Here is a 23,041-nt window from a genome sequence, read left to right as displayed (position 1 = left end):
CCACAGAGGCACAGAGGTCACGGAGAAATGAGGATTTGAGAGATATTTTGCGTAAGTCCTGGTCATATTTGATTTCTATCTATATCCCAGTCTAACGAAGTACAAAATTATCTGCGTTCATCTGCGTTCAATTATTACTGTTTGTATCTCACTTAAATGAGAATGGCTATAATGTTTAATTAATATGAAAATTTTTATATTCTTATCAGAGGTACAAGGTTGTCTAAATATATAAATTATGTATATTGTAGTTTTGAAAATATATTTCTCGATTATTGTCAATTACAATATATAATTTATCCAATCAAATAGGAGATTATTCATAATTCTCTGTTTTTTGTTGCTTTATTAATTCGATACTTTCTTGAATTTTAGTATTTAAATACAATCAAATATAAATAATTACTATTAAATAATGAATATTATCTAATATGATTGTATTGCGATCTTATATAATTGTATTGCGATCTTATGTAATTGTATTACAATCTTATATGATTGTTAGGTAAACTTGTACTTTAGTTACAGATAACAATAAAACAATTGTCAAAGCAGTTAGGATATAGATTAACAATAAAACTTCTTTTATAAGAAAATTTTTCTCATGGCTTGTAACTTTTAATTCTTAACTGCTAAGTTATAACTCCTGATTGAGTGACTTTTTTTGTATTAATTTGAAATTGAGAATTTAAGAAAAGCGACTTGCTTTGCAATACAAACCGCCTGACTTGTTAGTAAATAGGTAATATTGACATTAATTCTCTTTCTGTTCTTGAAAAAACTTTTGGTAAATAGTTTTAGTATTTTCTTCATTAGCAGAAGTAGCAGTCATTTGATAATCAACCAAATTATCCACAAAAGGAAGAGATACCTTAAAAGTACCATCAGCATTGAGTTTGACATTTTGACCATCAATAGTGACAATTGCATCTTGTTTAGTTGCACCATAAATCACTAATTCGGTATCAACGACAAACCAGAAATCTGTACTAGGACCACTGAAGACATGAACCGTACCAGAACGAGCCAGACATAACCACTGATGATCATTAATTAAATAACCAATTTCTGTCATGTAATCACGTTCACCTTTAGGAATAGGTATATAACAATCATGAATTGCGGTTTCACATTCATATTGTTGCACCAATTCAGGAAGTTGATAACTAAGGTCAAGATTAGTAACATCATAGAGACGTACAGCTAAAGTCATAAATCCTTGATTCTGTAATTTCTTTTGATGATTTATGTTTTGTTTGAGCTTATCACTTTCAGAAATATACCAAGATACATAAGCCCATTTGGGAGTGCGGGGTGTGAAGATAATTCTGGTATTTTCATTAGCATTAATTTGGTTCATAGTAGTCCAAGCTGCTATTTCTGCGTCTAACTCCATTGCGATGTTTTCATCAGTGGTTGTAGGATGGAATGGAGTTGGTAATATCTCTTCTGCTATTTGAGGTATATTGAGTTCAATGTCATTGCTAATTGAATTTAAAGCTTCTTCCAGATTTGATGGTAAATCAGAGGCCAACTTTTGAGTTGGTGGTGATTTGTGAGTTGATGGAAAAGATATACCGAGTAATTCTGATAAAGAGATATATTTATCTTCGTTAATTGGAGCTTGAATTGGAGCTTGAATTGGAGTTTGAATTGGAGTTTGAATTGGAGCTTGAATTGGAGCAGGGTGTCTATTGAGTAATTCTGATAAAGACATGGTCTTTTGATCAGATTCAGATGATGTTGATGTTAGTGGTTCGGGTGTTTCTAGTAGAGAATTGGTAAATTCATCTATAGGTATATCCGAGTCAATTAGATCGTGATGAATACTTGGGATTGGTGGATAATGATTATTGACGACAATCACAGGTGCTTCTGTATCCCACATTGTGCCATTATGACCATCAAGTTGATTAATTTCCTTTATCTGTTCCTTTGGGGAAATTGTCTGAGTGGGAGTTAGATTATTTGCTGCTGTTGCTTGTGAAAAGATGTCGTCTTGAGAGTGATTACCGTTGAGTCCATTATGATTGTTATGATTGTTAGTTGTAGTTGCGGGGATAGCTGGGTCGAGGGTTTCCTTGGTTGCTTCTTGAAAGAGGTGGTTATCCTCTGAATCTTCTGAATCTAATATATTTGAATTTGATGCAGTTGTTTTTAGCGATCGCTTTTTTCTTCCCCACAATAAAGGTAAACAACTAATTAAACCAGCAATCAGAAATAAGGGTAATAGCAGTAAAAACCCCAGATTTTTGGTCAGCATTGAAGGGTTAGTAAAGGGGTTTACCAACCGTATTTCACCTCCAACTTCTGTAGGTTGCTGTGTAGCGAGGCCTTTGGGAAGAGGTGATAAAGATGAATTTTGATCAATGGTAGAGGTTGCTGTTGGGGTTGCTGTTGAGATTTCTGTCGAGGTTAGGGTAGGAGTGGTAACAGTTTGTAATTGACTCGACATAACAGCAAGTGCTTCTGCTTGTCTAGCAGCTTCTATAGATTCCTGTCCGGTTTTAGCTAGAATAAATCCGAGAAAATCCTTAACTTTTGGACTGGGATTTTGTTGATAGACGTACACAAAAGGCTGGTAAAAGGGATATTCCACAGTTTCTGGTGAGAAGTCCTGTATTTTCAGGACTCGCACCGCCGGCAACTTAGAAACCTGATTTGCTAAAACATAGCTAATGCCATCATCACCTAATTCTTTAATGATATTGGCCGTATTATCGTCTGGCATTTGTACAGCATTTCCGTGAGCAAATTGGCCGGACTTAAATGCTATATATTCGCTCAAGGAAGCACGAGTATCACTATGGTCGGGATGATCTATCAATCTAATTTTACCTTGAGTATTCCCCACTTCTGACCAGTCTGTAATTTCTCCTTGGAAAATTTTCGCCAATTGTTCAGTCGTTAAGCCACCTTGAAAGGGGTTATCGTTACTAACAACGATAGCGATTTTTTCCCGACGCACCAGTATTTGTTGTAAACCTTGTGCTTTTTCTTCTGGGGTGAGTCTGCGACCCAGGGCTGCCAGATCAACTTTACCATCTAAAATCGCTTTTAATGCCTCTTCATTGCCATTGATAGCAACTTCTACCTGAGTTCCCGAAAACTGTTTTTCAAAGTTTTCTTTTAAGGTTTGGTTAAGGGTGAGAAAGTTAGCCGAACCGTCAATTTTAACTATTGTGCCATTTTCTACCGTTGGCGGCGAGGAAAAGGCCGAAGTATCAGTCTGGGCTTGCACTGGTGCGGAAATCAAGAAACTTGCTACCATGGGGCTGGTAGTCATGGACATTAATAAAGCCAGATTGATAATTACAGTATCTTTTTTTTGTTGTTGCCACATACATCCCTAATTAAGCTAGAATAGACGGACTACTCGCCAATACTCAAAATATTTGTTTGATTGAGCAGACGGGTTAATTATACAACTTGAGTCATTTTTATCTGTAATAACACAAGTGATGAAAATAAAAAAGGGGTGGGGAGTTGGCTTCTGCTCAACAAGCTGAGTAAAAACACTATGGACAAAACTTTGATTATGGGAAAGGCCGTAAAACCTAACCAGGTTTTACGGCTTTTGTGGTCAATAAAAATAGTTTTCAAGTCACCCCTTAGACGTAAAAGAAAATTTAAGAGATCAAACTTTGCGCCTTTACGCGAAACAAAAACCGTGGTTTATTTACCAGTAAAATCGCTGTAAGTAACCAGCAAGGTCATATCTACTTTAACATCTCAGTTAACAAAGATGCTGGATGTTGACTATGAGGCCACGCAAAAGCATGGCGAAAGGCTGCATTTTGACAAGCTTGTAACTGTTGAAAATTAATAATGTCGTAAGTCAAAAGATTTTCATATTCAAAGGGTAGACGCATATTATGCAATCCGGCATTATCCGTACAAATAGCGATATCAACTTCTGCTGCAAAACATCGGTCAAAGACTAATTTTAGCTGACGAATATCCTGCAAAGTGCCTGTTTTTAAATAAGTTGTCGGACAAACTTCTAAACATTGTCCTCTTTTAGCAATCTCTGGAAGTAATTCAGGATACAAAATAGGTATTTGAATACCATGACCAATTCGCATTAAATAGGGTAGCAATTCTGGATAACAACCATCTTGAGTTTCATAAAGATGCCCTGTGGTGTTAATATTTAATGAATGGGCATAATTATATAAATGTATCCATTCTGCCATCCTTTCAGCATAATAGCGATCGCCTCCTGCTACGTCTATGCCGCAAACATATTCCCTATTTCGCGCTGCTAAATCAATAATGGCCTGATTTACCTCAAAAGGTAAACGGGAGTGCATACAGAGGATTTGACGGGTGATAATGGGATATTCAGGGATATGACTAGATTTACCGACAATATCCACAATTTCCGCCATTTTATCAATTCTCTGATTTTGACTCAAATGTTCAGGAGTTCGTAAATAGGGAGTATAACGTAATTCCAAATAAGCCAAATTCTCAAAAATATAAGCACCGCGCAATAAGCGGTAAATAAAGTAGGGTAAGGTTTCCACCGTTTGGACACTTTCTACCAAGGTATGTAGTTCTAGATACTCATCCAAGGTATTACGGGGACGGGTGTAAAAATCTTCAAATTCTGGATATTCAGCAAAGGGAGAAATTAACTCAGTATTGTGACGTTGAAAATATCGCCAGAGGACACGAGGTACAACTGAACCACCTAGATGCCGATGCAATTCTGCGTATAAAGCCATAGTGGTATTTTGCTGTAAAAACTTAATTAATTGTAACAAAAACCTAGACAATATTTTTCTTGTCATCCAATATTGAGTAAAATTCTACTCTAGATTTTGGGCTTTCTGTAAACAGATTTTCATTTGTTTGGCCAGTACCCTGACATTAGGTTCATCAAGAAGGGAAAGATGAGAACCGGGAATATACTTAATATCTAAATCACCAGTTATTATTTCACCCCAACCAAATTTGGAGTCATATTCTATACCTATAGCCTCCGTTCGATGTTCATCTTTTGTGCGAAAGAGAGTGACTTGGCCTGAATAAGGTTGAAAAATATATGTATTCATAGCTTGAATATAAATATCATGGCTGTGTAAATGCTGATTTATTTCAGGTGTCCAGGGATTAAATAACTGCGTAATAAGCCGTAAGTGATTGTGAAAAGTTTGTTTCATATAAAAGTTAGCGTGTTTGTAGAAACTTTTAGCCTTGTGAGAAATATACTTAGATCTGCGTTGTCCGATATAATTGAGATGTAAATAAATTCGTTTTAGGAATGATAACCGTCGCTTATAACCGGGACGACAGGTATCCAACATAGCTAAAAATGCAACTTTTTCACCTTGACGGTGGAGTTGTTGAGCTATTTCATAAGCAATAATACCTCCAAAAGAATATCCTCCCAAAAAGTAAGGTCCTTGAGGTTGAAGAGTTTGAATTTCTTGAAGATATTGGGAGGCCATGTTTTCAACCTGAACTATAGGAAACTGTTTCTTATTTGCTTTTTGTAATTGCAGTCCATACAAGGGTTGTTCTAATCCTAAATGTCTTGCTAAATTACGATAACACAACACTTCTCCCCCTAAAGGATGAATCATAAATAGGGGTGGTTTTGTTCCGTGGGGTTGAATTTCCACTAAAGATGAATAATTGGCTTTGGGGGTGTTTTCTAAAACTTTTTCGTTCTGAATAATTTGGGCTATTGCTGCTATTGTAGCTGACGGAAACAAAGCCGCTAGAGGCAATTTTTTAGCAAATTTATGTTCTATATCAGCAAATAATCGCACTGCTAATAAGGAATTTCCTCCCAATTCAAAAAAATCATCTTGAACACCAATGGGTTGAATACCTAATAAATCTTCCCAAACTTTGATTAACTGACTTTCTATATCATTTTGGGGATTAACAAATTTTTCAGTCCCTTCTGGTTTAATTAAATTAAATGCGGCTAGTCCCTTTCTATCTAGTTTACCATTGGGTGTTAATGGCAAAGTATCTAAAAAAATAAAGGCACTAGGAAGCATATATTCAGGTAGTTTATTCTGTAAATGTTGTCGGATTTCTTTAGTAGTAGGTGCTGGTTGTTTTTTCGCAACAATATAAGCTATGAGACGTTTATTTTCTGGGATATCTTCCGTAGCTACGACGACAGCTTCTTGAAGATGAGGAATTTTGAGCAATTCCATTTCTATTTCTGTAACTTCAATGCGGAAACCTCTAATTTTTACCTGAAAATCTTTTCTACCTTTATGAACTAAACAACCATCAAATTGAATACAGCCTAAATCACCAGTGCGGTAAATTCTTTTTTTACTATTTTGAATATCTGGTAAAAATACGTTTTGATTTAATTCTGGTTTTTGCCAATAACCCAGAGCTAAATATTCACTTTTTAGAGCAATTTCTCCAATATTACCATTTTTAACTTCTAGGCCATTTTCATCTAATATAACAACTTCCATATCTTGAACTGGGTAGCCCATAGGTATGGTACTATTAGCAATTTTCGTGTTTTTATCAACTATGAAATTACGAAAAGTTCCTGCTTCTGTTGCACCTAAACTGGCATATAAAATACAATTCGGAGAAAAATACTTTTTGTAGTTTTCTACATCTCTAATTAATGTAGGTTCACCACCTAATTTAACTAGACGAATTTTAGGAAATTGTTCCGTGTCTGTGAGGATATCTACAAAATGTCTAAATAAGGTTGTAAAGGAATGATAAATAGTAATTTCTGATGTAATTAGCCATTTTACTAAATTAGTTAATCCCTGTTCTTTAACGTTAAAGGGATAGAGACTAGCACCATTAAGCAAAGTGTAGAAAATACATAATATTCCTCCCAATGCACTACAGGAATAGAGGAAAATTACACGATCTTGATGGCTAATTAATAAGGTTTTTGTATCATTCATACAGTAATGCAAAGAATTTCTATGACTATGCACTACCCCTTTAGGTTTACCAGTTGAACCACTAGTGTAAATTATATAAGCTAGTGTTTCTGGTGATATTTTAATCAGAGGATTTTTCTCGGAATTATTGCTATGAATATTGTCTTTAATATTATCTATATTAAATAGTTGACAATTATTGGCTAATTTCCTGGCTAAATCCAAGTTCAAATTATTAGTAATAAATGCAACGGCTTGGGAATCTTCAATAATATAAGTAAGTCTATCAATGGGAAATGTGGGATCTAAAGGAACAAAGATTTTACCTGTTTTTAAAACTCCCAGAATACTTGTCATGAAGTCTGCACCTTTTTCTAGCAATAAGACAATTACTTCTGGTTGTTCTCCTCTTTGAGAGAGAATTGTATTTGCTAACCGATTAGCATTTTCATTTAATTGTGTATAGGTTAGGGTTTGATTATTAGTTTTGATAGCAATAGCATGAGGATATTTATTAACTTGTTGTTCAAATCGTTGAGGAATAGATTGCTCAATCTCTGACTTAGGAAAATCTATAAAACCTTCCGGTTTTGCAATTAAACGATTACAAACAAACTTTTGCTGAAAAATTGCACTAGGAATTGTCTGATAAATATTAGTCATTGGTATATATCCTACTCGATTTATGGTAAAGTTCTGGCTTTTTAAGCTGATATTAGATTCAACCATTGAAGATTTTAAATCTAAAACCTAAAACCTATGATAGTATTAATGTAAATTTTAGATGATGGTTTATGTCCTTTTCGGTTATCCTACTTCCTTTAAATGAAAATGTGGATTTATAAAAATAAATGGTATGAGCAATTATGATAAACCGCTATACCTAATGACGAGGTTTCATGAAATCTTTATTTATGCTTTAAATAAATTAACTAAATTGATATAAAAATATAGATTCCCGATTTCTTGAGTAAATCGAGAATATTGCATTAATTATCAGTTGTGTTCTCTCTCCAACTGCTCAATTACCTTTTGTAAATACCAATCATCTGACATTCCCGGATCATGATATTCTTGTTGTTGAATTAAGCGTTCTGCTATTTCCCAGTGTCCTCCCACTAAACGCAAAAGTCGCTGACGTAAAACTTGAGATTTCTGATTTTTGATTTCGGGACTAGATGTTTGGATTTTTTGTAAATTATTTAATACTTCTTGGTAATTTTTCCAGTCTTCTTGTTCACAATAAATACTAGCTGCTTTTTGATAATCGGATACAGCATTTTGCATTTCTTCTAATAATGTATAGGCCAGACCGCGATTATAGTATGCTGGAGCATGATCAGGATGAATTTTCAATGCTTGACTATAATCTTGAATTGCGTGGAGATAATCACCCATAGTCCGATAAATATTACCTCTAGCAACATAAACTAAAGGATCTTGTGGCTGCATTTTCAATGCTTGGTTTAAGTCAGATAATGCACCTTGATAATCACCAATTTGGAAACGGGCTTTTCCGCGATTTCTATAAACAATTGCATCTTGAAAATTTAGTTTTATTGCATAATTAAAGTCGGCTATAGCGTCTTGATAATTGCCAATTTTACACTCGATTACTCCCCGAAAACAATAAGCTTGTCCATCATTTGGATCAGTTTTTAAGACCCAATTTAAATCAGCAATTGCTTCTTTTACTTCTCCATTTTCTGCTTTAACTAACAATTGATGAAAATATTGATTTTTAGAAATAATAGATATAGGTGCAGATTCGCTTATTTGCGGTTTTTCAGGTGGTTGTAGCTCTTGAATTTTCTGCAAACAGTTTTGACATTTTTCTTTATTTTTCTGTTCTAAATATAATTTAGCAGCTTTTTTAAAATTAGTAATTGCATCTGGAATATCCCCTTGTTTTCGTCGCAGTATCCCCCGTAAATCATAAGCAGCAGCATAATTAGAATTAAGACGAATTGACCTTTCAACATCATCTAAAGCACCAGGAAAGTTTTTTAATGTTAATCTAGCCAAAGCTCGACAATAGAAAACTTCTGGGATAGATTCATCCAGTTTTATAGCTGCGGTATAATCATAAACAGCCTGTAAAATGTCTCCTGAATCATAATATGCTAAACCCCGTTGGATATATGCTTTGGTAAATTTAGGATTCTCCTGAATAGCCAAATTAAAATCTGCTATAGCACCAGCATAATCTTTTTGTTGGGCTTTTTCTAATCCCCGATTGTAAAATTCGTTATTCATAATTGGTACTGGAAAAAAATCAAGAATTTCTTAATTTAATTATACACCAATTCAAGAAGATCCCCGACTTCTTGGAGAAATGGGGGATCTGAATCTCTCTAGAACCTTGATATTTCCTAAAAATCAGAAATTAAGCTAGGATAATTGATCACAAATACATCTCTAGTTCCTAACCCAGGATTTTCCGGTTTTATGGGAGTAGTAAAATGAAAAAATTGATGTTCATTGACTAAAATAATTTCTCCAGGTTGCAAAACTTTGTTAAATACTGGCTTTTCCTTTTTCGCAGAATATAAATGAGTTTCTCCACCTTCAATATTATCTCTTCCTGCGGAAAAAATACCAATAAAATCACTACCATCTCTGTGGATACCTTCAGGAGCAGGATTTCCTAAATTACTTGGTGAACAGGTAGTTCTAATTTGATGAACATCAATTTCTGCTTCTATATCTAGTTTACAAGAATCACAGAATACGAAAATCAGATGCTTAAACATATCCAGTTCTATGAGTGCATTATCCAATTCCGCAAACTCTCTTTTTATCCCTCCCAATAAAGGATTATAATCTTTACTTTGTAATAGATATCCATGGGGAAGTTTGAACAACTTATCTTTAGAAACTAGAAACCTAGATAACCTGCGTGAGCGATATTTCCCCTTAATATAAGGATCAATTGGTAAATTATCAAAAAATGGCTGAAAACCTGTCGTATTAATGGAGTTTACTCTTCTGAGGGTAAACAGAAAAGCATATTCTAATTCCCTATCAAGTGAGACTTTTTGCATAGAATATTTCTCCTTGTATTGGTAAATGCTACCATATTTGTCTAAATGGTAGGTTTATAATATCCATTATATTCAAATCTGATCAAAATATCGTAAATTTGACTACAAAAACGAATTATTTATGATTAAAATCAGACTTTGTGGCTTAATTATCCTTGAGTGTTGGATAAACATATAGATTTTGTAATTTTACGGATTGCGTTTATTCCTATTTTCCTCATTTCCTCTAGTCAGCAAGACTAGGAATGATTTTGAGTTAATATGAGTAAATGTTCTACCTAATTGATGATTATGACAGATTGGCTTTATAACTACCCAACTCTATATGCTGGTACTTTACTTAAACGCTACAAGCGGTTTTTTGCTGATATTCAATTAAATTCTGGAGAATTGATCACAGCACATTGTCCAAATACAGGACCAATGACGGGAGTTTCTACTATTGGTAGTGCTGTACAAGTTTCTAAAAGTGATAATCCTCAACGTAAACTAGCATATACTTTAGAACTAATAGAAGTCAATGATCATGCAACAACTTGGGTGGGTGTAAATACAGCTTTACCTAACCGTGTGATCAAATTAGCTTTAGAGAAACATTTATTCCCAGAATTGGCTGAATATGACCAGGTTAAAAGTGAAGTTGTCTATGGAAAAGATCGTAAAAGTCGAGTTGATTTTTATTTAACAGGAAATGCTCAACAACGGCCAATTTATTTAGAGGTGAAAAATACAACTTGGTCTCAAGGAACTTTAGCCTTATTTCCCGACACAGAAACCACCAGAGGACAAAAACATCTACAGGAATTAATAGAGATTCTCCCCCAAAATCGGGCAGTAATGCTATATTTTATTAACCGGAATGATTGTTTAGAATTTGCACCTGGAGACAGCAAAGATCCCCTATATGGTAAATTATTGAGAACAGCAATTAATCTAGGTTTAGAAGTTTTACCATGTCGGTTTGATATTTGTCCAGTAGGTATCCGTTATTTAGGTTTAGCAGAACTAAAAATATAGACGTGATAGCCAGATTAAATCATGAAATTTGCAGATTGGTGAAAAAACAATTTATGTCAAGATTATGTAATTCCTGAATTTAACAGATGAAAATCTTAAGAAATGATTCTTGACAATTCTATTAATTTTGTCTACAATAGGAGAGGATGAACATACTATTTTTAATGAAAACAACAAACAATCATCAACTGCAAATAAACCGTAAATAATTTGATTACTCAAATTGGATTACTATATGTCAGAAACTACTGTAACCAGCATTAAATTGCCACCCACTCAAGCAGAACTTCCTTGTGATGATGGTATTCCCATGGAGACACAAAGACATAAATTACAAATAGACATTTTAACTGATACTATTCAGCCATGGCTAGATCAAAAAACTGATGGATATGTAGGTGGCAATATGTTTGTTTACTACAGTTTAGCTCAGTTAAAAAATCAAAATTTTCGCGGACCTGATTTTTTTGTAGTTTTAGATGTCCCCAAAAAGGAACGACTTTCCTGGGTAGTTTGGGAAGAAGGAAAACCACCAGATGTGGTAATTGAGTTACTTTCAGAAAGTACATCTAAAAACGATAAAACTGAGAAGAAATTGATTTATCAAAATCAGATGCGTGTTCCTGAATACTTTTTGTTTGATCCTTTTAATCCAGAGGATTTTGCAGGTTTTCATATCAACAGTGGTGTGTATGAACCTATTGCTTTTAATAGCAAAAATCAATTAGTGAGTACAGTTTTAAACTTAACCTTAGTGCGTTGGCAGGGTAATTATAGAGGTATTAATACCACTTGGTTACGCTGGGCAAATTTAGATGGTGAATTGTTTCCCACAGCCCAAGAAAACGCTGAACAAGAAAAACAACGGGCTGAAAAAGCTGAATCTCAATTAAGACAAATTGCGGTGAATTTGTGGCAAAATGGGATGTCTCTAGAACAAGTGGCACAGTTAACGAGTTTAGAAGTTACAGAAATAGAAAAATGGCAGGTTTAATTTGATCAACAAATTAAGTTCGATTATTTTAATTATGGGTGTTTCTGGTGCTGGTAAAACTACAATTGGTAAACTTTTAGCTGAATTACTCAACTGGGAATTTAGAGACGCTGACAACTTCCATAAACTAGCAAATATCAAAAAAATGCAAATGGGAATTTCCCTCAATGATAATGATAGAATACCTTGGTTAGAAGATTTGCAAGCGGCTATCAGAAATTGGCTACAAGATAACAAAAATGTCGTTTTGGCCTGTTCTGCACTCAAAACCAGTTATCGTCAAATGTTGATAATTGATAGCCGCATTCAGTTAGTTTACCTTCAGGGGTCTTTTGATGTGATTGAAAATCGGCTAAAAGCCAGGAAAAATCACTTTATGACTGAAAAGCTCCTCAAGAGTCAGTTTCATGACCTTGAAGAGCCTGATAATTGTATTTGTGTTGATGTTTCCCAAGCCCCGGAAGTAATTGTCGAAAAGATTAAAAAGGCTTTAGGCTAGTTGATGAGAACTCAGAAAAGCGTCAACTTCCGCCGCAGTGGGTTGAGAAGCGATCGCACCTGGTTTAAGAGTAGTTAAAGCTCCCACAGCACTGGCATAGGTGACAATTTTTCTAGCGGTTTCCGCGTCTTTGAGTTTGTGAATCCCAACTTGATGTAATTGGTGGATAAACCCAGCCAAAAACCCATCTCCCGCACCAGTGGTATCCACAACAGGCACGGAAAAAGCTGGTAATTTACCTTCATTCTCCCCTAAACAATAGGCACAACCATTTTCACCATCTGTCACTAATACCCCTTCCAAAGAATTGAGTCTATAAGTAATTGCCCCAGGATCTATTGTATTAAATAACCATTCTGCTTCTTCCTTTGTCAATTTGAGAAAATCAAATCTCCCCAATAAAGCTTGAATTTTGGTCTTAGCTGTATTTTCATCTAGCCAAAATACTGGTCGCCAATTGACATCAAGAATAATTTTTAGGTCATATTGTTCTGCCAATTCTAAAGCTCGCAAAACAGCTTTCTCACTTTCAGGATAGGCTAATTCTAAAGTTCCTACCACCAAAAAGTCAGCTTCATCAAACAATGCGGGTGGTAATTTTGTGGCTTGGAGACGGGTATCAGCAAATTCTGAAGTATCATATTTACCAAAACCAGCAAAAGTGCGATCGCCTGTTAAATCCCTCACTACATATACTTGTCTCGTTGGTGCTGTAGGATGACGTTGCACACCAGTTGTATCTACGCCGACAGTTTCTAATAATTTTATCAGTGTATTCCCTGGTTCATCTTCACCCACTGCGCCCATAAATCCGGCTGATGTCCCCAACTTCACCAAAGCACAAGCCACATTTGCGGGCGCTCCTCCTGGGTAGGGAGTCCATGATTTGACTTCCTCTAGTTTAAGTCCCAATTGATCAGCTAAACAATCAAATAAGACTTCACCAAGACATAAAACACGGGGATTAATCATTGCGTTTTTGATTTTCTATGGGGCATTATATATTTAATTTATATATTTAGTTTGACAGCTTTTCAATTAATTCTAGTTAAAATCAACACTTTTTATCTGTAGTGTATATGACTACAAAGCTAAAATCAAAAGAAAATTTTGACATTAGTAGTATTAGTAACATTTAAAACTATTTACCTCCGCAAAAATCTTCTAGAATAAGGAATAAGACTTGAGTACATATACTAAGGGAGGAATAGTAAGTAATGGCTGCTAGTGAGTCTGGAACCTACGTTAGTCTGTCAGACAGAGAAATGCAAATTATCGACTTAGTGGCCACGGGCTTAACTAACCAAGAAATTGCAGCAAAATTGGAAATTAGCAAACGGACAGTTGATAACCATATTAGCAATATTCTGACTAAAACTAAGACTGATAATCGTGTGGCTTTAGTTCGCTGGGCTTTACAATGGGGTAAAGTCTGTTTAAACGATGTTAATTGCTGTTCTCTTCCCCCTGGGAATGATGAAAGTATGTCCACCTGAAGCAGAGTTGTAGTTAAAAAGCTTTAATCAATTATTTTCGGGATTCTTGGTCAGAGCTATGGGTGGTTGATTTACGCTGTTGTGTATTAGCAACGTTCTATAGTCAAAAGTTAACGTAAAAATACAGGTATGGACAGGCGTAAATCAATTATCCTGTGAATATGGTTGATTTGATCATCGAAGTGCAGTAAATTGATACATAATTAAAAAACCCGGATGAACCGGGCAGATGTACTTCTTGTCAAGTTTTAGCTAATAACCGCTATTGGTTGATTTCACAAGTTAAAGGACAAGCTGCATAAACAGTAGTTTGGGTTTTTTCAGCTTCACCATGTAGCCAGCTTAACCATTTTACCTGCTTAGGATGAATACCTTTAGCTGTGAGAACGCCAGCAGCAATTAATACTGCCATAACATTAAGCATGACTAAACCACCTGCCACAACTAAAACTGCATTAGCGGGCATTACGGATTGTAACACAATAGACAACAGACATCCAATTGTAGCCATCAATACAACCAATGGAAAACCGACGACTAATAAGCACACTGCCAATGTAAATGTCCAGATTAAAAAGCTTTTCATCATTAACAAGGAGTGGGTCTGAACCAGATTAGAGCTTTGAGCAGAAACCATGACTTTTCCTCCTAAAATACACAGCAAGTTTAAATTTCAGTTATTTATCGCTGGGAGGCGAATAAACCGATTTTGTTTCAGTGAAATTTAGTATATAAAACCTTAGCTCCAAAATGAGCATTTCTTTACTAAACTTTACAGTTAATTTTTTGTGGTTATGAATGAGAAGCCAGATATGCCCACAGGTGAGGAAATAAGTTTGGCTGTATGCCTTTAGAAATATGGACTAACGGTAGATGAGAAGCAGAACTTGATCCTCGCCCTTGGATTGCCTAGATGCTTAATATTTCTTATAGAAAACTCTATTGTTTCTCATAATTTATCTACAAGTCTCGTGGGCTTGATCTAACAGGTTTTTCCGTTCCCTGTTCCCTATTCCAATGATTTGGAACTATACTGCCCACATTCGGCATCCCAAACTGTCACAGAGGTAAATTACGTAGAGAAAAATTAAAGTGAGCATTAAAACAAACATATAAAGTGAAAAAAGGCATTTGAGAAACAGTAAATCACCAAAAACGTGATCAAAACCTATTCTTAATAAGAAGCAATAAGAATGCACACCACCTGGAGAGGACAACAAATAAATAAAATAAGAGATTCAAGAGACAAATCATAAGTTAGTCTAATCAATTAAAGTAAAAAACGAAATTATAGACATAGTAAAATGGAGCTATAAATCAAAGAAATTAGCTCATCTTTACAAGAGAAATTAAATTGATAGAGATAATAATTATGTACTACTAGCTCTGCTTTTTGATCTGTGACAGTTCAGCGTGCGGAATGTGGGATACTGATATACTGATGAATAAACTCATAAAAACACTGAAATAACGCAAAATGCCATCCTTAGAGCTTTCTAGTTCAAGTTATCCGACACACAAACCTTTAGAACTTACCTTGGCGCAGTTGATCCAGGAAGCATTTGATCAGGGTTATTCTGATATTCACCTGGCTATAGGAGAAATTCCCCGTTTCCGTGACCGAGGAGAGATGCGAACCACCAATTATCCCGCAACTGATAAAGCAACCTTTATGAGTTGGTTGCGGGAGATTCTCAGTGATGAAGAAATTCAAAGCTTTCAAAAACAGCTAGAATTTGATGGTGCGGTTCAATATGATTTTGTCCGTGTGCGGATTAATATCTTTGATGCCTTGCGTGGTTATGGAATGGTACTGCGGTTAATTCCTCTGGAAATTATGTCTATCGAGCAATTGCGTTTACCATCTGTCATTCAAGATATTTGTAATTATCAAAAGGGCTTGATTTTGATTACAGGTCCAACTGGTTCAGGTAAGTCAACAACAATGGCTGCAATGGTTGACTATATCAATCGAACAATGCTCAAGCATATCATTACAATTGAAGATCCGATAGAGTTTGTCCACCAAAGTCGTAAGTCCCTAATTAGACAAAGGGAAGTGGGAATGCACACCCTCAAGTTCGATAATGCCTTAAAAGCCGCTTTGCGTGCTGACCCAGATGTTATTCTTCTGGGGGAAATGCGGGATAAGGAAACGGTGAATACTGCATTGAAAGCTGCACAAACAGGTCACTTAGTTATGGGAACTCTGCACACCAATAGTGCTGTAAAAACTATTGAAAGAATCCTCAACTTATATACAGGTGAGGAACAAGAGGCTATGCGCGTGGTACTGGCTGAGTCCTTAATAGCTATAGTTTCCCAAGGGTTGTGCCGGACGGCAGATAGTAAACGCTGTGCTTTCCACGATATACTGATTAATACTGAGGCCGTCAAAGATTGGGTGAAAACAGGTAATTATGATGAAATTGAAGCTTTGATGAAACAATCAGGTTTTGATGGCATGATCACAATCAATCAGTCATTGTTTAACCTCTACCAAGAAGGACGTATCACCGAAGAAACCGCTGTGGAAATGTCCCCAACTCCTAACGAAATGGCGCAATTCCTCCGAGGTCGTTTTTATTAATAGACATCTTGTGAAAATTATTCTAGGGACAATTGATCAATTGTCCCTACAATGGTTTGAGATTATGCACTACCGGAGATGTCTAATGACTAAGTTGAATGTAGATAAACTATCTCAGCCGCAGTTATTCAAGGGTATTGCTTTGTTTACACCCGGAGGAGATTTAATTTATTGTATTGATCCTAGTAAACAAGGAAGATGGCATTTAAATCTGTGTGCGGCTTTGCGGGAAATCCTCAATTTACCAGAACCGCCACATTTTTTAGTTCCTTGTTATACTGCAACTATTGATCATTGGTTAAATCCTCGGACTCAAAAAGTCCAAATCTTTGCCGAAGCTTATCCCGCAGTCATGCGTCACCAAGCTGTGCTAAATGCGATTTTTGCGACTGGGGATTTAGTCTGGCAATCAGCAGCCTGGCAAGATGGATTGTGCGATCGCCTGGTATTATCAACTTATCGTGCTGCATTTCCTCAACTGTGGCAAGATCATGATTTAATTGTGCGTCTAGATTTAACTGATTCTCCCTCGCAGTATCAACAACCAATCATGACTACACAACCTGCACCCCAAAATATCCCAGGTGATCCAGGTTTTGTTTTACGCTTGTTTGTTGCTGGACATAGTATAACCACTGAAAAAATTTTACAAAACTTGCACGAATCATTAGAACGATCTCTAGGGTATCCTTATACTCTTAAAGTAGTTGATGTTCTCACTAATCCAGAACAGGCGGAAATTGATCAAGTTTCTGCTACTCCTACCTTGGTTAAGGTTTGGCCTCATCCAATTCGGCGCATGGTTGGTAATTTAGATAACATTGATAAAGTTCTACAGATGTTAGCGGGACAGTAAATCATTTCCAATTTCCAATGTCCAATTTAAAATTTGAGGATTTGTATAATATGAACTTTACTTGGTTAGATAGCAATAGTTGGTTAATTGAAATTGGTCAACAGCGAATACTAATTGACCCCTGGTTAATTGGTACTTTAACCTTTAACAATTTAGATTGGTTATTCAAAGGTTATCGTTCTCAGGATCGGTCAATACCAGATAATATAAATTTAATTCTGCTTTCTCAGGGTTTAGAAGATCACGCACACCCACCCACTTTAAAGCAACTTGACAAAAATATTCCTGTGGTTGCTTCTCCCAATGCGGCTAAAGTGGTAGAAAAACTAGGTTATCAACAAATCATCAGTCTTCAACATGGTCAAAGCTTCATTTTAAATCAGCAAATAGAAATTAAAGCTGTTCCTGGTTCTCCCATTGGACCTACTTTATTAGAAAATGGCTATCTGCTCAAAGATTTAGTAAATAATTCTACATTGTATTATGAACCCCATGGCTATCATTCCCCGCAACTTCAAGAAATAGCACCCATTGACGTGGTAATTACACCTATCATTGATTTGAGTTTACCCCTACTCGGTTCGATTATCAAAGGTATGAATAGCGCTTTAGATGTGGTAAAATCCGTGAGACCTCAATTTATCCTCCCTACCGCAGCCGGAGGGGATATTTTCTTTGAGGGACTATTGGTAAAATTTCTCCAAGCTAGGGGAAATACGACAGAATTTCAGACTTTATTAGAGAATAACAGTTTAACAACTAAGGTGATCAGTCCTCACCCCGGCGAAAAAATTAGTGTTTGTTAGTGTTTGAATTATGGAAAAACCAACCACTCCAGGACAGGGAGGAATAAGAGTTTAAATTGATTTCTGGTAAGTAAGTCATGAGAATGTTATTATTTGGGGTTGAAGCACCTGATATCAATTTAACTAGATCAAGTCTTCTAAATATCTGAGGAGTGTGACTAACTATGTCGAAAATTCGTGTCTCTCTAGCTTTAAGTATAGCTACCATAGCCAGTGGTTTCTTTTTAGCCGCTTGTGAAAGTCCTAAACCACCGTCTACGGGGGTTAGTACCACTTCACCAACACCTCAGACTACAACCAGTGATACTAAGGGATTGAAAATTGGTAGTTTATTACCCACCACTGGTGACTTGGCTTCTATTGGACAACAAATGGTTGGTTCTGTTCCCTTACTGGTGGAAACCGTTAACGCTTGTGGAGGTGTCAATGGTGAAAAAGTCAGTTTAGTAGAAGTAGACGACCAAACTGACCCTAAAGCCGGCGCTGCGGGTATGACTAAATTAGCAACTTTAGATAAAGTTGGTGGTGTGGTCGGTTCTTTTGCGAGTAGTGTTTCCACTGCGGCGGTTTCCGTGGCTGTACCTAATAAAGTCATGCTGATTTCTCCTGGTAGCACTAGCCCTGTATTTACTGACAAAGCTCAAAAAGGCGACTTTAAAGGCTTTTGGGCGCGAACTGCTCCCCCTGATACTTATCAAGCATTAGCTTTAGCCCAACTCGCTAAGAAAAAAGGCTTTAAACGAGTTTCCACTGTGGTAATTAATAATGACTATGGTGTGGGTTTTGAAAAAGCATTTGTGCAAACTTTTGAGAAATTAGGTGGTACAGTAGTTAATAAAGATAAGCCTGTTCGCTACGACCCCAAGGCTCAAACCTTTGATACAGAAGCATCTGCCGCTTTTGCAGGTAAACCAGATGCAGTTTTAGCTGTATTGTATGCTGAAACCGGTAGTTTATTCCTGAAAGCTGCTTATCAACAGGGTGTTACCAAAGATGTACAAATTTTACTCACAGACGGTGTAAAATCCGATAGTTTCCCTGATCAAGTTGGTAAAGGTAAGGATGGTAAATACATCTTATCTGGCGCAATTGGTACAGTTCCCGGTTCTAGTGGTAAAGGTTTAGAAAATTTTAATAAACTTTGGAAAGATAAAAAAGGCACTTCACCAGGAGAATACGCACCTCAAGCCTGGGACGCTGCGGCCTTATTGGTATTAGCAGCCCAAGCCGCTAAGGAAAATACTGGGGTGGCTATTGCTAGTAAATTGCGAGAAGTAGCTGCTGGAAACGGTACACCAGTAAGTGATGTTTGTCAAGGGCTAAAGCTTCTGAAAGAAGGTAAACAAATCAACTATCAAGGCGCAAGCGGTGATGTAGATGTTGATACTAATGGTGATGTCATTGGTACTTACGATGTTTGGACTGTGGGGGATGATGGTAAAATCAAAGTAATTGACAAGGTGAGTCCTAAATAGAGTATACAAGAGTATGGCCAGGAAGTTTAACTTCCTAGCCTTTAATTCATCTAAAATCCTTTGAAGTTATAACCAACTCCTAGTAAAATACCGACATCAACTGTATCAAAAAAACCAGTGTTGAGAGCAGCAGTGGCAGTAAATTTTTGATTCAGAGGTATGTCAATACCACCAGTAACTAAAACAGCAGTTTCAGATTCATCACCAGTTTTCATGATTGCACCTACTCCCATATAGGGTAATATAGTTACAGGATTAGTAAGTGTATCTGCTGGTTTAACAGCAAAGTCGTAGGTGAGAGGAACAAGAAATGTTGTATCTGTTCCTAGTATAACTGACGGTCTAGCTGATAAAGACTTGGTAAAACGAATTTTACTCATGAAGCTGAAATTACCATCACTCAAGGCTGAAGAGCCGCCTGTTATACCAATATTAGTACCAATACCGATATAGCTACCAGGGGTTTGATTTTGATTGAGTCTGGCTGCTTCAATGTCCGCTTGTGCTACCTGATTAGATAAATGTGTTTTTTCAGACACCGTTTGAGCATTTACGGAATGTCCACCACCTAAAATTACCAAAGCCGCAATACCTGGTAAGGCTAAAAAATTTTTACCAAGAATAATATTACTCATGTTCACTTCTCACTAGATTTAAGATTGACACCTGTTTAGATATCATCCTCAGTTAACAAATTTCGTTAATACTCACCATTTAACACCAAAAATTAAAATTTGTATCCTGATTTTCTTTAATTTACTAATTTTTTATCAGCATTGGTGACATACAGCGATTTTCGGGTAAATGAACCACGGTTTTTGATCTGGCGTAGAGGCGCAAAGAAGAATTACTGTTAATGCAGTACAGTTGACAATAGAGATCTGGAGGTAAAAATTGTAGAGAGATAAACCTAGTCAGGTCAAATCTCTACAATGGTTCTAGAAACCGCAGATTTAATTTTCACCAGAGGTCTAGTCTCAAGGGAATTGCTATACTAACGCACTAATTAGTTAGATATCATGGTTCCCAGGGCGGCTATTAACTTATCCACACTTTCAGGACGACTATTAAAACCCATTAAACCCACACGCCAAACTTTACCAGCTAATTCACCCAAACCGCCACCAATCTCAATATTATGCTCAAGTAATAATTGGCGTGCAACCAACTTACCATTTACCCCTTCAGGAATGCAGACAGTAGTTAAAGTTGGTAGCCTGTATTCCTTCTCAACGTGCATTTTTAAACCCATATCTTCCAATCCTGCCCAAAGATATTCTACATTCTTTTGATGACGTTGCCAGCAATTTGGTAAACCTTCTTCTGCCACTAAACGCAGAGCTTCCCGTAAACCATAATATAAATTAATCGGTGCTGTGTGGTGATATGTGCGCTCAGTACCCCAATATTTCCCCAACAATGTCATATCTAAATACCAGTTTGCCACCTGAGATTGACGCTTGTGTAACTTCTCCATTGCTCGCGCACTCATAGTAAATGGTGACGCACCTGGAGAGCAACCCAAGCCCTTTTGACTACAGCTATAAGCCAAATCAACACCCCACTCATCCAAAAAGATGGGAACACCACCTAAACTAGTTACGGTATCCACTAATAATAACGTACCATGCTGACGACACAACTCACCCACACCTTCCAAAGGTTGACGAGCGCCGGTGGAAGTCTCTGCATGAACTAAAGCTAAAATTGCCGGTTTATGGGTAGCTACTGCGGCGCTAATTTCCTCCAAATTAAAAACTTGCCCCCAAGGCTTAGTAATAGTTCTTACATCTGCGCCATATCTGCCCGCCATATCTACCAAACGATTACCGAAATAACCTGCCACACCAATTAATACCACATCACCCGGTTCTACGGCATTAGCTAGAGAGGCCTCCATTGCTGCTGTACCCGTGCCACTGACAGCGATAGTATGGGAGTTTTCCGTTTGCCATACGTAGCGTAACAGAGATTGAATCTCATCCATCAGGGTTAAAAAAGCCGGATCTAAATGCCCTATGGGTGTAGTATTCATTGCCTGTAATACCTCTGGATGGGCGTTAGAAGGACCAGGACCGAGTAATAGACGGTGGGGGATATTTAGGGGTTCTAGTCCTAGACGCTGACTATTGTTGATGGAAATTGCGAATGTCATAAATTTATGTAAGATGAAATGAGAATTTAATCGCATGATATAGCGGTATGCGGTCAATGTGTATGCCGAAATGGGACTAATTAATTAAGCACCATCTAGCCAGGGTTTGACCATCGGGGCTGTATGTTTAACCAAACCGGGCTAGAATGACCAGTGAGGGTTTTTTCTAAAGAGATACCACTAGATTAGATAAATTTGCAATTATAGATATGGGAATGAACCATTTTAATGAGATACTAACAGGACTTACGCAAAATATCTCTCAGATCCTCATTTCTCCGTGACCTCTGTGTCTGGAGTGGTTCGTTATTCCATGAATCTTGCGTAAGTCCTAACTAAATAAGTATAATTAAAGTAGTTTTGAGGTATAAAAAATTCAGTGTATGGACTCTAGGCAGTTAGAAACCGCATCTACACAGGCAAAACCAACCTGTGTGGCTTAAAATTCTTGATTACAGTTCGACTTCCAATAATTTTATCTTCTCTAAATAAACATGGGCGTATTTAACAAAGTTACAGCAACATTTCAAGAATCTAGACAATTTATAAGAAGAAGTCTAGAAGAATATATTATGTTTATCCCAGAAGCTAAACAGTTGATTTTGAATAAAAAAATGGTTTTACTTCTTTGTCAACAAGCCGAATCTAGAGTTGAGCAATTAAAAAGCTTAGAACCACACTCTGAGGAGGGACTTATTGCGACAATAGAGTACAAGAAAATTCAAATTCAATTACATTTTACTCCTGAGAAAATAACTCTTCATGAAAATTGCCTTGAAGGGGAACTTCGCTTATTGAAATCCCCTCAGTTTGAGACTGAATCAATAGTTTACCGTTACCTCATTGCCGGTTGGGTAAAATTTTTAGGAGGAAAACTTCCCAATGGAGCTTTACCAAAAGAAGTTAGAATTGAAAATAATAAGGTTTACTATACTCTTCCTCGAAATGAATTGCAGCTTTTAGATTCCCTTTTTCATAATCTTGAAAATGATTCTGCATTGATGACTACCCTTAAGCAAGGAGATTTAACTATTGAAACTTCAGTAGTTTTGAGTTGGAATAATTTTAAGCTTAAAAATCTGCTTCAACTTTTGAATTTCAAAGCACCCTGAACACCAACAGTAAAAAACAACATTCGGCGCTGTGCGTCTTCTTCCCTCACCCTTTGCGCTGCACTTTCCCAATTACAGGGGGTTCCGCTCTTATGAGGTACATCTTC

General features: G+C 36.6%; 18 protein-coding genes and 1 pseudogene. 9 read left to right on the top strand and 10 right to left on the bottom strand.

The window, feature by feature from the left end; all coding sequences use genetic code 11:
* Positions 1 to 754: 754 nt before the first annotated feature.
* The 5 genes from ACIR131C_RS0108990 to ACIR131C_RS0108970 all read right to left on the bottom strand — a co-directional run bounded on the left by ACIR131C_RS0108990 (position 755) and on the right by ACIR131C_RS0108970 (position 9,934).
* Complete coding sequence (locus ACIR131C_RS0108990) at positions 755 to 3,343, bottom strand: substrate-binding domain-containing protein (protein WP_028089921.1); 2,589 nt, start codon at positions 3,341 to 3,343, stop codon at positions 755 to 757.
* A 376-nt stretch (positions 3,344 to 3,719) separates the two neighbouring features.
* Positions 3,720 to 4,730, bottom strand: a complete 1,011-nt coding sequence (locus ACIR131C_RS0108985) for an amidohydrolase family protein (RefSeq protein ID WP_028089920.1) — start codon at positions 4,728 to 4,730, stop codon at positions 3,720 to 3,722.
* 84 nt (positions 4,731 to 4,814) lie between these two features.
* Positions 4,815 to 7,553, bottom strand: coding sequence for an AMP-binding protein (locus ACIR131C_RS0108980; RefSeq protein ID WP_028089919.1), 2,739 nt, complete (start codon positions 7,551 to 7,553; stop codon positions 4,815 to 4,817).
* Between the two features lie 333 nt (positions 7,554 to 7,886).
* On the bottom strand, positions 7,887 to 9,146 hold the full coding sequence (locus ACIR131C_RS0108975) for a tetratricopeptide repeat protein (RefSeq protein ID WP_028089918.1): 1,260 nt from the start codon (positions 9,144 to 9,146) through the stop codon (positions 7,887 to 7,889).
* A 116-nt stretch (positions 9,147 to 9,262) separates the two neighbouring features.
* A complete protein-coding gene (locus tag ACIR131C_RS0108970; protein ID WP_028089917.1) occupies positions 9,263 to 9,934 on the bottom strand; it encodes a 2OG-Fe dioxygenase family protein in 672 nt (223 codons plus the stop codon).
* 291 nt (positions 9,935 to 10,225) lie between these two features.
* Between ACIR131C_RS0108970 and sfsA the strand changes: the two genes are divergently transcribed.
* The 3 genes from sfsA (at position 10,226) to ACIR131C_RS0108955 (ending at position 12,444) form a co-directional block, all read left to right on the top strand.
* Positions 10,226 to 10,951, top strand: coding sequence for a DNA/RNA nuclease SfsA (gene sfsA, locus ACIR131C_RS0108965; protein WP_028089916.1), 726 nt, complete (start codon positions 10,226 to 10,228; stop codon positions 10,949 to 10,951).
* A 235-nt stretch (positions 10,952 to 11,186) separates the two neighbouring features.
* Positions 11,187 to 11,945 (top strand): Uma2 family endonuclease, encoded by a 759-nt coding sequence (locus ACIR131C_RS0108960; RefSeq protein WP_028089915.1) that lies wholly within the window; start codon positions 11,187 to 11,189, stop codon positions 11,943 to 11,945.
* A gap of 34 nt (positions 11,946 to 11,979) precedes the next feature.
* Entirely contained in the window at positions 11,980 to 12,444 is a 465-nt protein-coding gene (locus tag ACIR131C_RS0108955) for a gluconokinase (RefSeq protein ID WP_035371736.1), read from the top strand.
* On the opposite strand, the gene ACIR131C_RS0108950 is transcribed toward ACIR131C_RS0108955, so the two are convergent.
* Positions 12,436 to 13,416, bottom strand: coding sequence for a carbohydrate kinase family protein (locus ACIR131C_RS0108950; RefSeq protein ID WP_028089913.1), 981 nt, complete (start codon positions 13,414 to 13,416; stop codon positions 12,436 to 12,438). The two genes, ACIR131C_RS0108955 and ACIR131C_RS0108950, sit on opposite strands and share 9 nt — an antisense overlap.
* A gap of 245 nt (positions 13,417 to 13,661) precedes the next feature.
* On the opposite strand from ACIR131C_RS0108950, the gene pedR reads away from it, so the two are divergent.
* Entirely contained in the window at positions 13,662 to 13,940 is a 279-nt protein-coding gene (gene pedR / locus ACIR131C_RS0108945; protein WP_028089912.1) for a photosynthetic electron transport-dependent transcriptional regulator PedR, read from the top strand.
* Positions 13,941 to 14,202: 262 nt separating this feature from the next.
* Here pedR and ACIR131C_RS0108940 read toward each other — a convergent pair whose 3' ends face one another.
* Both ACIR131C_RS0108940 and ACIR131C_RS27330 read right to left on the bottom strand, forming a co-directional pair.
* Positions 14,203 to 14,577: a hypothetical protein gene (locus ACIR131C_RS0108940; protein WP_028089911.1), complete on the bottom strand. Its 375-nt coding sequence runs from the start codon at positions 14,575 to 14,577 to the stop codon at positions 14,203 to 14,205.
* Between the two features lie 422 nt (positions 14,578 to 14,999).
* Positions 15,000 to 15,178: pseudogene (locus tag ACIR131C_RS27330) on the bottom strand (C4-dicarboxylate ABC transporter).
* A gap of 239 nt (positions 15,179 to 15,417) precedes the next feature.
* Here ACIR131C_RS27330 and ACIR131C_RS22300 point away from each other — a divergent pair.
* From ACIR131C_RS22300 to ACIR131C_RS0108920, 4 genes are all read left to right on the top strand, one after another.
* A complete protein-coding gene (locus tag ACIR131C_RS22300; RefSeq protein ID WP_081677180.1) occupies positions 15,418 to 16,530 on the top strand; it encodes a type IV pilus twitching motility protein PilT in 1,113 nt (370 codons plus the stop codon).
* Positions 16,531 to 16,615: 85 nt separating this feature from the next.
* Positions 16,616 to 17,386 carry a circadian clock KaiB family protein gene (locus ACIR131C_RS0108930; RefSeq protein WP_028089910.1) on the top strand — a complete coding sequence of 257 codons (771 nt, stop codon included), beginning with the start codon at positions 16,616 to 16,618 and terminating at the stop codon, positions 17,384 to 17,386.
* Between the two features lie 50 nt (positions 17,387 to 17,436).
* Positions 17,437 to 18,192 (top strand): MBL fold metallo-hydrolase, encoded by a 756-nt coding sequence (locus tag ACIR131C_RS0108925; RefSeq protein WP_028089909.1) that lies wholly within the window; start codon positions 17,437 to 17,439, stop codon positions 18,190 to 18,192.
* A gap of 164 nt (positions 18,193 to 18,356) precedes the next feature.
* Complete coding sequence (locus tag ACIR131C_RS0108920) at positions 18,357 to 19,667, top strand: ABC transporter substrate-binding protein (RefSeq protein ID WP_028089908.1); 1,311 nt, start codon at positions 18,357 to 18,359, stop codon at positions 19,665 to 19,667.
* 50 nt (positions 19,668 to 19,717) lie between these two features.
* On the opposite strand, the gene ACIR131C_RS0108915 is transcribed toward ACIR131C_RS0108920, so the two are convergent.
* Complete coding sequence (locus tag ACIR131C_RS0108915) at positions 19,718 to 20,302, bottom strand: hypothetical protein (protein WP_071604943.1); 585 nt, start codon at positions 20,300 to 20,302, stop codon at positions 19,718 to 19,720.
* Positions 20,303 to 20,673: 371 nt separating this feature from the next.
* The gene (locus ACIR131C_RS0108910; protein WP_028089906.1) at positions 20,674 to 21,822 is read right to left on the bottom strand and encodes an alanine--glyoxylate aminotransferase family protein; all 1,149 of its coding nucleotides are present in this window, start codon (positions 21,820 to 21,822) and stop codon (positions 20,674 to 20,676) included.
* 494 nt (positions 21,823 to 22,316) lie between these two features.
* On the opposite strand from ACIR131C_RS0108910, the gene ACIR131C_RS0108905 reads away from it, so the two are divergent.
* Positions 22,317 to 22,934, top strand: coding sequence for a hypothetical protein (locus ACIR131C_RS0108905; protein WP_028089905.1), 618 nt, complete (start codon positions 22,317 to 22,319; stop codon positions 22,932 to 22,934).
* The last annotated feature ends 107 nt before the right edge of the window (positions 22,935 to 23,041 follow it).

The sequence above is a fragment of the Dolichospermum circinale AWQC131C genome, from assembly GCF_000426905.1.
Classification (GTDB): domain Bacteria; phylum Cyanobacteriota; class Cyanobacteriia; order Cyanobacteriales; family Nostocaceae; genus Dolichospermum; species Dolichospermum circinale.
Note: the sequence above shows the minus strand (reverse complement) of the source record. Positions and strands in the feature narration are given on the sequence as shown.